A 12,876-nucleotide genomic window follows, 5' to 3' on the forward strand; every position below is an offset into this window, starting at 1 on the left:
ATGATGAAGCAGATAGTTTATTAATTGGTTGATATTATTTAAATAAGGAGAATAAATAATGAATAAAGAAAAATTACTTAAATATATGAAAGATATAATTAAATGAACTAAAAAAATTAATTATACAAACTCTGATTTGGACAAAAATATTTTAAATTTATTAATTGAAAAAATAGAAAAAGGTGAATTTGATAATGACTAAATTAACAGATTTATTTGGTCAAGATAAAATAGAAATATTTTCACCAAATCCCAAAGATTTAACAGATAGTAATGATATAAAAGCAATTATTTTATGAAAATATCCTAATGTTATTGCTGAATATTTAGTTGTTTCTCAACCACATGCAAATACTGCTATTTTAGTTGGTGATAACGTTCACTATACAGGTTGAGTTGAAGTGTTTATTAAACCAAAAAATGAAGGAGTAAATGAAAATGCCAAATGACACGAATGTACAATCAAATAACTATACTTTATTAAAAATAATAAGAATTGGAATAAGTCCATTATCAGCAATGATTGGTACAAGTGCTTATTATGGTCAAATTATTGGTAATCCAGTATTAGGAAGTATTAATGCTTTATTATTTAGTAAAAAGTTAGGAATTGATATATGAAACTTAAATCAAATGCCAAGTACTAAAAAGAAAATATTAAATTCAAGTAAAAAAAATATTATTAGGTTTAGGAACTATTGGTTTAATTAATTATGCAAAATTTACAAAAATCAATCCTAATCCTGAACCACCACCTTGATTAACAACTACTACCACAGAAACACCACCATGACCATTATTATTAACTAATGATAATAAACAACAAATGGATTGAGATACATATATTAGTTTAAGTACTTATGGTATATCAAATCTAATTGGTGGGTTAAGTGAACTAATACCTAATAGATTTGAAGTAATAAGAAAAATATGTAATATGGCAACTAGTGGATGTCTAATTTCAAGTGGTGTAGCTATGGGTATAAATAATGATTTTAATAATGCTTATGCAGTACCAACAATAGTTGCTGGTGCAAGTGAAATTATACATAATTTATTACCTATGGAAACTACAAATTATAATCAAGAAATGCAAGAAACATCATTTACAAATGAAACAAGAAGATTAATTAATAGTGATGCTATTAGTAATAATAGTGGAAGTAGTGATGTTTTATATGAAAGACCAACTACATATGATAGTTTATAAAGGAGATGATAACTAATGAATAAAGAAAAATTGATTGAATATTATAACAATGAAATTCAGACATATAAAGAAAGAATGGAACAATTAAATAAAGAAATATCTTTATTGGTAACTATTATAAGTAATTCAAAATCAATGATTGAAAGAATTAATAATGGTCAATTTGACGAATAATTAAAAATAAATAATTGAAAGGAAATAATTGAAAATGAAAGAATTTTTACATGAATTAATTATTATTGGAACAAGTGTAGGAACATTAATTTGTAGAGAATTAATTGTTTGATTGAAAAGATTTATTACAACTCCAAAACATATTAGAAGAAATAATAAAGTGATGAAACATCAAAAAAAATTAGCAAAACTTAATGAAAAAATTAATGGAAAAGAAAATAAATAATAAAGGTGTGATTTAAATGTTAGAAAATGAAACTAATGTTGAACAAAATACTGAACCTTTAATTGAAAATAATAATTTACAACAAGAGCAAGAAATTAAGATTGTTGAATTAGAAAATAAGTTAAATAAACTTAATCAAGAAATTAAAGAAAAAGAAATAATTAATATATTGCTGAATTATACTTGTAAGTGCAAGTAAATAAAATTGCAAAAAATTCTCATATAAAAATTTCATAATGCTAAATTTAGTTTAGAAAAAAGTAAGGAGTTTTTATATGAGTTATAAACATCTTGGCATAGATGAAAGGATTTATATTGAGAATCAATTGAAATTTAAATTTAAAATTCGTGAAATAGCTAAAAATCTTAATCGAAGTATTAGTACTATTATTCGAGAAATTAATAGAAATAAAGATAATAATCATTATTTTTCATTAATTGCACAAAATAAAGCTGAAAATCGAAAACAATCACATATTAGTTTTCATAAGTTTAAAAATAAGAATTTAGTAAAATATGTACAACAAAAATTACTATTAGGTTGATCACCTGAACAAATTTATGGCAGAATTAAAAATTTTCATAAAGAGTGAGTTATTAGTTTTAAAACAATTTATACTTGAATTTATTTTGGAATGCTTGATAAAGTTACTAGTAAAAATTTAAGAAGAAAAGGTAAAAAACGAAAATCTAAAGAAAATCGTGGCAAGTTTAATGGTAAATCCATTAAAGAACGAGATATAAATGTTAATGATCGTATAACACTTGGTCATTGAGAAGGAGATACTATAGTATCATCACGAGGTAAAAGCAAATCATGTTTAATAACTTTAGTTGAAAGAGTATCACGATTTACTTTAGCAATATTAGTTAAAAACAGAACTACTAAAGTTATTAATAAAAATGTCAGTTATTATTTATCAATTCTTCCTAAAAACATTGTTAAAACTATTACTTTTGATCGTGGCAAAGAATTTTCAAATTGACAACAACTTGAAAAAAATTTAGATGTAAAAATTTATTTTGCCAATCCATATTCACCTTGACAAAGAGGTACTAATGAAAATACTAATGGTTTAATTAGAGAAAAATTTCCTAAAAAATTTATTTTTTCAAAAACTAATAAAAATGAAGTTCATAAATTTATATTGTCTTTAAATCAAAGACCGAGAAAAATACTAAATTATCTTTCACCAATCGAATATTTGGATAGAAAAATAATTTAGTTGCACTTACCTTTACAATTTAGCGTATACTAAAATTATATGAAAAATAAAATAGTATTTTACACAAAAATGTTAACACTATATAATAAGAGTTATTATTAATATAAAAAAGGAGTAAGAAATGCGTTTTATAGATGTAACAAAATTAAAAGTTACTGCCGGCAAAGGCGGTGATGGTGTTGTTGCTTTTCGTCGTGAACTTTATGTAACCAAAGGTGGTCCATCTGGTGGAGATGGAGGAAGAGGCGGTAATATTATCTTTATTGGTGATTCAGGTATGAATACTCTATTAGACTTACGTAAAAATAAAGAGATAACTGCTGAAGATGGTAAAAATGGTGCACCCAAAAATATGCATGGACGTAAAGGAACCAATACTTATGTAAAAGTTCCATTAGGTACTATTATTAGTGATAACAAAACTCAAAATATTCTTGGTGATATTATTAAAGATAAACAAGAAATAATAATTGCTGCCGGTGGTCTTGGTGGACGAGGAAATGCTCGTTTTGCTTCGGCAATAAATCGAGTACCTAAAATATGTGAAAAAGGAATGCCTGGACAACATTTTGAAATAATTTGTGAGTTGAAATTATTGGCCAATGCCGGATTAGTTGGGTTGCCTAACGCCGGTAAATCAACATTATTAGGAGCTATTTCTGCTTCAACTCCAACAGTTGCTGATTATCCTTTTACTACTCTTAATCCACATTTAGGTGTTGTTAGAGTTGATAAAAATAATAATTTTGTTATGGCGGATTTGCCTGGATTAATAGCAGGAGCTAGTTTAGGAAAAGGACTAGGTTTACAGTTTTTGCGTCATATTGAACGTTGTCAAGTTTTAGTACATATGATTGATATTAGTGATAAGACTCAAGATCATTTTTTAAATTATCAATTAATTATGAGTGAATTAGAAAGTTATAATAAAGATTTGACAAAAAAACCGCATTTAATTGTTGCAAATAAAATTGATTTACCAGATGCACAAACTAATTTAGAGAAATTAAAAGAACAAATTAAATTACCAATAATTGCAATTTCTGCTATGAAACATATTAGTTTGGATATATTAATTAAAGATATTGCTAAAGCTGTTGAAAAAGAACAACTGCATCAAGTTAATAATAATGAAAATAATGAAGAACATATTCTTTATGAATATACTAATAAAGAAGAAGTTCCACAAGTTATTATTACTAAATTTGCAAATAATCAATGAACTATTTCTGGTAAAACCGTTGAAGTAATATATCAAAAAAATCCTTGAAATAATTATCATAATATTTTATTATTTAAAATTCAATTACAAGATTTAGGAATTTATGATGAATTAAGAAAGCAAGGAATAAAAAAAGGTGATCATGTTAAGATTTTTAATTATGATATGATTTGAGAAGAAGAATAAAAAAATGGCAAAGGAAAATAGGAAATGGAAATAGTAATTAGTTTATTGGTAGTTATTTTAATTATTAGTAGTATTGGTGGCTTAATAATTTATATGCAAATTAAAAAAAGTCAGAATGTTACTAGTGACCCAATTGCACAAGACTTTTTAAAAATGCAAGTAGAAACTTTAAAAGAACAATTAAATGATTTTAAAACATCATGAAATGGTTCGGATCGTGATAAAACCGAAAAATTAATTAATTTAATGAGTAATATTGATAATTTTCAAAAAAATTTAGATAAAAAAGAAGATGATTATAAACGCAATGCTGATGTCATTCAAAGACAAGTAGTAGATGTTATTAAAGATTTAGCAAAGTTACAAGAATCATCAACTGTTTTAGGAAAAATTAATGATAATATTCAAAGTTTACAAGAAGTTTTTATTAATACTAAAAAACGTGGTAATGTTGGTGAATTTGTTTTAGAAAAAATTTTGACTAATATGTTGGGTTCAAATCAAAAATTATGAGAACGACAATATAAAACAATTGATGGCAAAGTTGTTGATGCCTATGTAAAAACAGATTCTGAAAAAGAAGGAATTGCTATTGATTCAAAGTTTTCAATTGATAACTATCAAAGGTATTTAGTAAGTGAAGATATTAAAGTTAAAGAAAATTATTTAAAAGATTTTCGTAATGATATTCGTAAACGAATTGATGAAGTTGGAAAATATATTAATATTAAAAATAAGATTTCTAGCGCAGTAATGTTTATTCCTTCTGAAGAAATATTTGCTTTTATTTACGCACAATTTGCTGATGATATTGTTGAATATGCTTTTAAGAAATGTGTTTGAATTACCTCTCCTACTACTTTATCTGCTGTTTTATTTACAGTTGATAAAAATCGTAAAGACATTGATTTTAATAAAAATTTAGAAAAAATGGCAAAAAAATTACGTTTATTCAAAGATGATTTTGATCGTTGGGTTTATAGATGAGAAAAAGTTAAGGCTGGTTTTGATACAACTAATAAAGCCATTGAAACTTTAGATAAAACCCATAATAAAATTGCTGGACATTATAACAATATTTTTGAAATGTCTGAAGAAATAAAAGAGAGTGAATAATTATGAATTTAGAACAATATTTAGATGAAATTATTAAATTTTTACAAAGTGAAGTAAAAAAAGCAAATGCCAAAGGTTTAATTGTTGGTTTAAGTGGTGGTGTTGACTCAGCAGTAGTAGCATTATTGATTAAAAAAGCTTTTCCTAATGATCATTTAGCATTAATTATGCCTTGTTTTTCACCAGATATTGATTTAGAATATGCAAATAATTTAGTTAATATTCATAAATTAAATGCCAAAGTAGTTAATTTAAATAATGTTTTTTTAAGTTTTAAAAAAACATTAGAAACTGAAATTAATATAGAAAAATCACAATTAATTTTAGGCAATTTAAAAGCTAGATTAAGAATGAATACTCTTTATGCATATGCACAAAATCATAATTATTTAGTTGTAGGAACAGATAATAGTGATGAATGACACATTGGTTATTTTACTAAATATGGTGATGGTGGTGTTGATTTATTACCAATTATTCATTTGTTAAAAAAAGATGTTTTTGCTGCAGCAAAGATATTAAAAGTTAGTGAAGAGATCATTATTCGTAAGCCAACTGCTGGTTTATGAGATGGACAAACTGATGAAATGGAAATGCAATTTAAGTATGAACAATTAGATCAATATTTACTAGGAAATAAATCATTAATACCATCATCAGTAATTAATAAAATTGAATTTATGCATCAGAATAGTGCACACAAAAGAATACCTGTACCGCAAGCTCCGAAATGAACAAGAAAAAAATAAAGGAATGAGAATATGGCTGGACATTCACAATATGCAAATATTAAACATCGTAAAGATGCCCAAGATAACAAACGTGGTAAAATTTTTCAAAAATTATCAAGAGAAATTTATGTTGCTGTTAAATTAGGTGGTGCAAATGTTGAAAATAATCCGCGATTGAAATTAATGTTAGAAAAAGCACGACGTATAAATATGCCAAAGGATAATATTAATCGTGCTATTAATAAAGCTAGTAATAAAAATGAAACAACTAATTATGAAGCAGTCACTTATGAAGGATATGGACCAAGTAATATTGTCATAATTATTCATTGTTTAACTGATAATAAAAATCGAACTGCAAGTAATATTCGAAGTTATTTTAATAAATTGGGTGGTCATTTAGCTGCTACTAATTCTGTTCAATATTTATTTCAAACAACGGGGGTAATTAAATTTTCAAGTTTATTATCAGTTGAAGAAATTTTGGAGTTAATAATTGATTTGGAAATTTTTAATATTGAAAAAAATGAAGATATCATTGATATTGAAGTTAATCCTAAACAGTTAAATGCTGTAACTAATTTATTAGAAAAAAATAATATTAATGATTTTATTACTAATGAAATTGTGAATATTCCCCATGAATTGATTACCATTACTGATCAACAACAAATTAAATTAATTGATATATTGTTAGAAACAATTGAAAATGATGATGATGTGCTTTCAATTGAACATAATTTTAAAAAATAAAAAGGTTTATTTTTCTTTTTCATCTAATTAATAGTAAGAATAGAAAAGGAGGAATAAGTCATGGATGAATATTTTTAGGTATTATTAAAGAATTTTATGAAAATAAAATTATTTTTGAATGTAATGATCATGGATATATTATTGAAGGTGTTAATTTACAAACATTACCATTAAATATTAAAGTGAAAATTTATGTTTATTTTCATCAAAAACCAACTTATGAACAATTTTTTGGGTTTGTATCAAAACCAATAAAAACCTTTTTTATTCACTTACTTAATATTAGTAATATTGGACCAAAAACTGCTTTAAGATTACTAAATCAAATATCACTTGATAGTATTAAGTTGGCTATAAGCAAACAAGATTATAAGATATTGCAACAGTGTAAAGGTATAACTCATAAAATTGCTAATAATATTATTAATTATTTTAGTAATCATATTAAACTAGTAAGTAATTTAACAACTAGTCAAAATGAAAAATCAGATTTAGTATTTGATACATTATTAAAATTAGGTTTTAGTTCAATAGTAATTAATAATTTTTTATTAAGAAATATTAATTGAGATTTGGAAGTTGAAGAAATTATTGCATTAGCTATTAAGGAAATAAAATATGGGTATTAGTAGTTTTAATAATTTTGTTGGACAAAATGCTAAATTGTAAAGGTAAGTGCAACTAAATTATTTTTCTATCCAAATATTCGATTGGTGAAAGATAATTTAGTATTTTTCTCGGTCTTTGATTTAAAGACAATATAAATTTATGAACTTCATTTTTATTAGTTTTTGAAAAAATAAATTTTTTAGGAAATTTTTCTCTAATTAAACCATTAGTATTTTCATTAGTACCTCTTTGTCAAGGTGAATATGGATTGGCAAAATAAATTTTTACATCTAAATTTTTTTCAAGTTGTTGTCAATTTGAAAATTCTTTGCCACGATCAACAGTAATAGTTTTAACAATGTTTTTAGGAAGAATTGATAAATAATAACTGACATTTTTATTAATAACTTTAGTAGTTCTGTTTTTAACTAATATTGCTAAAGTAAATCGTGATACTCTTTCAACTAAAGTTATTAAACATGATTTGCTTTTACCTCGTGATGATACTATAGTATCTCCTTCTCAATGACCAAGTGTTATACGATCATTAACATTTATATCTCGTTCTTTAATTGATTTACCATTAAACTTGCCACGATTTTCTTTAGATTTTCGTTTTTTACCTTTTCTTCTTAAATTTTTACTAGTAACTTTATCAAGCATTCCAAAATAAATTCAAGTATAAATTGTTTTAAAACTAATAACTCACTCTTTATGAAAATTTTTAATTCTGCCATAAATTTGTTCAGGTGATCAACCTAATAGTAATTTTTGTTGTACATATTTTACTAAATTCTTATTTTTAAACTTATGAAAACTAATATGTGATTGTTTTCGATTTTCAGCTTTATTTTGTGCAATTAATGAAAAATAATGATTATTATCTTTATTTCTATTAATTTCTCGAATAATAGTACTAATACTTCGATTAAGATTTTTAGCTATTTCACTAATTTTAAATTTAAATTTCAATTGATTCTCAATATAAATCCTTTCATCTATGCCAAGATGTTTATAACTCATATAAAAACTCCTTACTTTTTTCTAAACTAAATTTAGCATTATGAAATTTTTATATGAGAATTTTTTGCAATTTTATTTACTTGCACTTACAAGTATAATTCAGCATGAGAATTTTTTGCAATTTTATTTACTTGCACTTACAAGTATAATTCAGCAAGTTTAAATTGAAAATTAGAAAATAATATAATAAATATTATTGCTAATCATTGTCGTAATATTCCGCGACTCATTATTAACATCATTAAACAATTGTATAATTATTGTGTTGTTATGAATGTAGATTTAAATGAAACTAATATTTTGCAAATTTTATTTTTTTTGCAAATTTATCCTTTAGGTTTAAATAGTTTACAATTGGCATATTTAGCATTGTTTAATAATGTAAATTTAGATAAAAGTTTGAGTATTGAAACTATTTGTCAACTTTTGAATGAAGAAAGAAAAAATCTTGAAATTCATTATGAAACTTGACTTATTCATTGTGGTTTAATTACTAAGACAACTAAGGGTCGTAAAATAACAATTATTGGTAAAGAGTATATTAATAATAATATAATTTTATTTAGAAAATAATTATTTTTGATATTACTGTAAAACAATTGTTATTTATAACGAATGTTGGTATTCTTATATAGTGCTTAAATAATATACAATCTATGTTTATACAAATAAAATGATTTAGGAGTGAAGAAATATGAACACTTCTTCTAGGACAAGAAAAACTAAAAATCTTGGATTTTTTTTAAGGATTTTTAGTTTAATAATTATTGTTTCTGCAATAATAATTTCAGTAGTGTTTAGTGCTAAATATGTTGAAAATAATAGTAAATTAAGTATTGAGTTTGCTGGTGGTTATCAAACACAAGTTCAATATGAGGGTAAAGGTAAACAAAAAGATGTTATTAATTTATTAAAAGACAGAGTTGACCCTTTAGGTACTAGTAACGTTTATATTGAAAGCATTACTAGCAATAATAATAAGTATAATTTAGCGTTGAGTAAAGATGCGGGAGTTGATATTTCTACTTTTGTTCACAGTGTATCACGACGTGGTTATTCTTATATTGTTGATAAAGATGGTAATGACTTATTAGCAACCGAAAAGAAAGATGACAAAGCTACTACTTGAACAAAAAGAGATAAAAGATTATTAACTAGTGATGTTTTTTCTGCTATTAAAGCTGTTAATAATTCTGTTACTCATCGCCCAGAACTTGTTTTTGATGTTAAAAATGATTCAGGTTTAAAAGAACTTACTTCTGCCAAAGAAAATACATTTTATATTTATTCAGATATTGGTCAGTTATTAGATTATATTCGAAGTAGTATGGAGGGTATTCGCTCCCTTGCTTTTATAATTGATAATCTTAAAAATGATACTGATGGTAAGATTAAAGCATCATTAACATCATTATTAGATAATAATACACCAGGTCTTGGTAAAGGTACTGATATTTTAGCTAGAGCTAAAGCACAAGACCCTACTTTAGCACGACTATTAAATCCTAATCAAAATGGTCAATTTGGTATTAATTGAATTTATTCTGATAATTTAGGTTCAGTTCATAGTCTTTCTGTTGATACTAATGATGAAAAAAATACATATGATCCTGCTAATCGCTTTGATCCTTTTGCTTCTCCTATTGTTGGTTCACCTATGAATGCATGATTGCCTTATATTAAAGATTTATTACGTTTACCAGATGTTTCAGATATTTTACATGAAGATGTTATTGATTATCGTTATATTCAATATTGAGTTGGTGAAGTTAAAGTAACTAACAATAGTATTTCAATTAATTCAGATACTTTTAATCTTGAAACAGTTGAACAAATGAAAAGTGTTTTAATATCAGGATTGTCAAAAAATAATTTTACTATGTTATCTTATGCTAATGTTAGTCCAACGCTAGGTGCAACATCTTTAAAAATTGCAGTTGTTATTATTATATTAGTTACCTTTGTTCTTATGACTATTGTTCTGTTTTATTATCGTATGTTAGGAGTTATTGTTCTAATTATAATATCATTATTTTTATTATTTACTATTGTTAGTTTTGTTTTCATTAATGGCATAATTGCTCCTGAAAGCGTAATTGCTTTAATTATTGGTTTTGCACTATTATTAGATACGATTATTAATTTGTTGGAACGTTTTAAAAATGAATATATGCAAGGTAAAACTTTGATTAGTGCTTTTAAATCAGCAAATAAGAAAACATTATCTTCTTCATTAGATTGTAACGCTATTATTTTAATTGTTAATTTAACTATTTTCTGATTTGGAACTCGTGCTATCAAAGGTTTTATTATTATGACTTCTATTGCTACTTTTGGTGTAATTATTTTTGGAATTATCTTATTAAGATTAATGTTATGAACATTATTACGAAATAACTGGTTAGAAAATAAACCTCAACTTTTAGGAACTAATAATATTAGTAGAAAAAGCACTATAGTTTTAAATAATTCAATAGATACAAATAATATTAAAAGTAGTGATAAAAAAATAAAAAAACAATTAATTTCAGAAAAATGTCAGCTTCAAATTAGTTATAAAAATAAAGTTAAAGAATTAATTAAAAAATTTAAAGTTGATAAACAGCAATTAAAAAAAGAACATAGTAAATCAAGATCAGTTTATAAGTCAAAAGTAAAAGATTTAAAATTAAATCTTTCACAAGAAATTAATAAACTGAAACAAGAATTAATTAATGCATTAAAACCGTTAAAAATTCAAATAGTTAAAGCAAAAGACAAAAAAATATTAGTTATTAATTTTAAAAATGTTTTTTCAAAACTTAAAATAAGTAACTGAAATTATTTTCATAAATTAACAAAATGAATTCTTTCAGGCTCTGCTGTTATTGTTCTTGCTTCAGGTATTACTTATGGTGTAATTGGTTCAAATTTTGGTTCTGGTTTTGATCAACGAACTGATTTTGTTGGAATGGGTACAATTACTCAAGATCCAAGTGATCCTAGTTACAATATTATTAAAGAAGCAGAATTAGCAAAAGATTTTATTAGTAAAGAAATTCAAAATAATAGTCAATTTAGTAAATATTTTAAAAATATTAATTTTTCCTTAATTGCTGGTGGTGAAGGAAAACCATATCAGTTTAAAATTATTTTTCAAACAACAGTAAATTCTCAAAGTATGCAGCAAAGGTTTAAGAATTTTTTAGGGGAGATGACTAGAAATTGAAAACAAGAATCTATTTTACAATGAGGAGAAATTGATCTAGTTGTTGCTAAGTCAGGTGTAGATTTATTAGTTAATATGATTATTTCAATTGCTTTATCTTTTATTGTTATTTTAATTTATATTATTATTAGATTTCAATTAACTTATGTTATTCCTTTAATTTTAGCTATTATTTTTAGTTTACTAATGACACTTGCTATTATTAGTATTTTCCAAATTGTAATTTCTACTTCAATTGTTGGAATATTATTGGGAGTAATGATTTTAACAATAATTAGTATTATGTCAATTTTTGATAATATTCGTGAAATTAAGATTAATAATAATCAAACACAAGTTATTAGCACAGAAGAAATAATTGAAATTTCAAATAAAAGTGTTCAAAAGGCTTTACCAAGAACATTAGTTATTAATGGTGTAGTATTAATAACATCAGTAATTGTTATGTTTATTATTCCTAGTTTCTGAATAGTTAGTTTATCATTATTAATAGGTTGTATAGTAAGTTTAGTATCATCTTACTTTATTGCTCCTTTTATTTGAATTTATTTTGAGAAATGAAGAGTTTATAGATATAAAAAACGTATTAATAAAATTCAAAAACATTTCATTGGTGCAGATGAATATGTTATTAAAGGTATTAATGAATAGGTGGTTGCAATGACAAAAGAATCATTAAAAAAAATTATTATGAATATTCCTGATTTTCCAATTAAAGGTATCCAATTTAAAGATATTAACCCAATATTAAGTAATCCAGAAGCATTTCAAAGTGTTGTGAATATTTTTGTAGATTTTATTAAAAAATGTGGAGCAACAGCAATTTTAGCACCTGAAGCAAGAGGATTTATTTTTGGTGCTGCTATAGCATATAAGTTGGGTATCAAATTAGTTCTTGCACGCAAAAAAGGTAAATTACCAGGTAAAACCTATAAAGTAACTTATGATTTAGAGTACGGTACTGCTATATTAGAAATGCAGCAAAATGTACTTTCAACAAAAGATAAAGTAGTAATAATTGATGATTTGATTGCAACTTCGGGAACAATTAATGCTTGTCTTAATTTAATAAAACAAAGTAATGCTCAATCAGTTGGCATTGCTACTTTAATTTCGCTTTCTGAATTTTCTAATAAACATCATTTTGATAATATTCCGCTGTTAGAAATAATTCAGTTTTAATAAGTAGTAA

At 24.4% G+C, this 12,876-nt stretch carries 17 protein-coding genes; 16 read left to right on the forward strand and 1 reads right to left on the reverse strand.

Annotated features, from left to right (window positions below; all coding sequences use genetic code 4):
• The first annotated feature begins 58 nt into the window (after window positions 1–58).
• The 13 genes from AAHM79_RS07940 (at window position 59) to ruvA (ending at window position 7,473) form a co-directional block, all read left to right on the forward strand.
• A complete protein-coding gene (locus AAHM79_RS07940) occupies window positions 59–202 on the forward strand; it encodes a hypothetical protein (protein WP_338957559.1) in 144 nt (47 codons plus the stop codon).
• On the forward strand, window positions 195–470 hold the full coding sequence (locus AAHM79_RS07945) for a hypothetical protein (protein WP_338957557.1): 276 nt from the start codon (window positions 195–197) through the stop codon (window positions 468–470). Before AAHM79_RS07940 ends, AAHM79_RS07945 begins: the two co-directional genes overlap by 8 nt.
• On the forward strand, window positions 439–711 hold the full coding sequence (locus AAHM79_RS07950; RefSeq protein ID WP_342257221.1) for a hypothetical protein: 273 nt from the start codon (window positions 439–441) through the stop codon (window positions 709–711). Before AAHM79_RS07945 ends, AAHM79_RS07950 begins: the two co-directional genes overlap by 32 nt.
• A gap of 115 nt (window positions 712–826) precedes the next feature.
• Complete coding sequence (locus AAHM79_RS07955) at window positions 827–1,210, forward strand: hypothetical protein (RefSeq protein WP_342257220.1); 384 nt, start codon at window positions 827–829, stop codon at window positions 1,208–1,210.
• Window positions 1,211–1,225: 15 nt separating this feature from the next.
• Window positions 1,226–1,384: a hypothetical protein gene (locus AAHM79_RS07960; protein WP_338957552.1), complete on the forward strand. Its 159-nt coding sequence runs from the start codon at window positions 1,226–1,228 to the stop codon at window positions 1,382–1,384.
• 34 nt (window positions 1,385–1,418) lie between these two features.
• The gene (locus AAHM79_RS07965) at window positions 1,419–1,610 is read left to right on the forward strand and encodes a hypothetical protein (RefSeq protein ID WP_342257320.1); all 192 of its coding nucleotides are present in this window, start codon (window positions 1,419–1,421) and stop codon (window positions 1,608–1,610) included.
• 16 nt (window positions 1,611–1,626) lie between these two features.
• Entirely contained in the window at window positions 1,627–1,809 is a 183-nt protein-coding gene (locus AAHM79_RS07970; RefSeq protein ID WP_342257580.1) for a hypothetical protein, read from the forward strand.
• 76 nt (window positions 1,810–1,885) lie between these two features.
• The gene (locus AAHM79_RS07975; protein WP_342257581.1) at window positions 1,886–2,836 is read left to right on the forward strand and encodes an IS30 family transposase; all 951 of its coding nucleotides are present in this window, start codon (window positions 1,886–1,888) and stop codon (window positions 2,834–2,836) included.
• A gap of 121 nt (window positions 2,837–2,957) precedes the next feature.
• On the forward strand, window positions 2,958–4,244 hold the full coding sequence (gene obgE, locus AAHM79_RS07980; RefSeq protein WP_342257582.1) for a GTPase ObgE: 1,287 nt from the start codon (window positions 2,958–2,960) through the stop codon (window positions 4,242–4,244).
• 24 nt (window positions 4,245–4,268) lie between these two features.
• Window positions 4,269–5,360, forward strand: a complete 1,092-nt coding sequence (locus AAHM79_RS07985; protein WP_342257583.1) for a DNA recombination protein RmuC — start codon at window positions 4,269–4,271, stop codon at window positions 5,358–5,360.
• A gap of 2 nt (window positions 5,361–5,362) precedes the next feature.
• Entirely contained in the window at window positions 5,363–6,109 is a 747-nt protein-coding gene (gene nadE / locus AAHM79_RS07990; RefSeq protein ID WP_342257584.1) for an NAD(+) synthase, read from the forward strand.
• 12 nt (window positions 6,110–6,121) lie between these two features.
• Entirely contained in the window at window positions 6,122–6,844 is a 723-nt protein-coding gene (locus AAHM79_RS07995; protein ID WP_342257585.1) for a YebC/PmpR family DNA-binding transcriptional regulator, read from the forward strand.
• A gap of 83 nt (window positions 6,845–6,927) precedes the next feature.
• Window positions 6,928–7,473, forward strand: a complete 546-nt coding sequence (ruvA, locus tag AAHM79_RS08000) for a Holliday junction branch migration protein RuvA (protein WP_342258249.1) — start codon at window positions 6,928–6,930, stop codon at window positions 7,471–7,473.
• 52 nt (window positions 7,474–7,525) lie between these two features.
• Here ruvA and AAHM79_RS08005 read toward each other — a convergent pair whose 3' ends face one another.
• On the reverse strand, window positions 7,526–8,476 hold the full coding sequence (locus tag AAHM79_RS08005; RefSeq protein WP_342257586.1) for an IS30 family transposase: 951 nt from the start codon (window positions 8,474–8,476) through the stop codon (window positions 7,526–7,528).
• Window positions 8,477–8,746: 270 nt separating this feature from the next.
• On the opposite strand from AAHM79_RS08005, the gene AAHM79_RS08010 reads away from it, so the two are divergent.
• The 3 genes from AAHM79_RS08010 to AAHM79_RS08020 all read left to right on the forward strand — a co-directional run bounded on the left by AAHM79_RS08010 (window position 8,747) and on the right by AAHM79_RS08020 (window position 12,866).
• Window positions 8,747–9,049: a Holliday junction DNA helicase RuvB C-terminal domain-containing protein gene (locus AAHM79_RS08010; protein WP_342257587.1), complete on the forward strand. Its 303-nt coding sequence runs from the start codon at window positions 8,747–8,749 to the stop codon at window positions 9,047–9,049.
• Between the two features lie 121 nt (window positions 9,050–9,170).
• Entirely contained in the window at window positions 9,171–12,335 is a 3,165-nt protein-coding gene (gene secDF / locus AAHM79_RS08015) for a protein translocase subunit SecDF (protein ID WP_342257588.1), read from the forward strand.
• A 9-nt stretch (window positions 12,336–12,344) separates the two neighbouring features.
• Complete coding sequence (locus AAHM79_RS08020) at window positions 12,345–12,866, forward strand: adenine phosphoribosyltransferase (protein WP_342257589.1); 522 nt, start codon at window positions 12,345–12,347, stop codon at window positions 12,864–12,866.
• The last annotated feature ends 10 nt before the right edge of the window (window positions 12,867–12,876 follow it).

It is taken from the genome of Spiroplasma endosymbiont of Nomada ruficornis (assembly GCF_964030795.1).
GTDB classification, from domain to species: domain Bacteria; phylum Bacillota_I; class Bacilli_A; order Mycoplasmatales; family VBWQ01; genus Spiroplasma_E; species Spiroplasma_E ixodetis_A.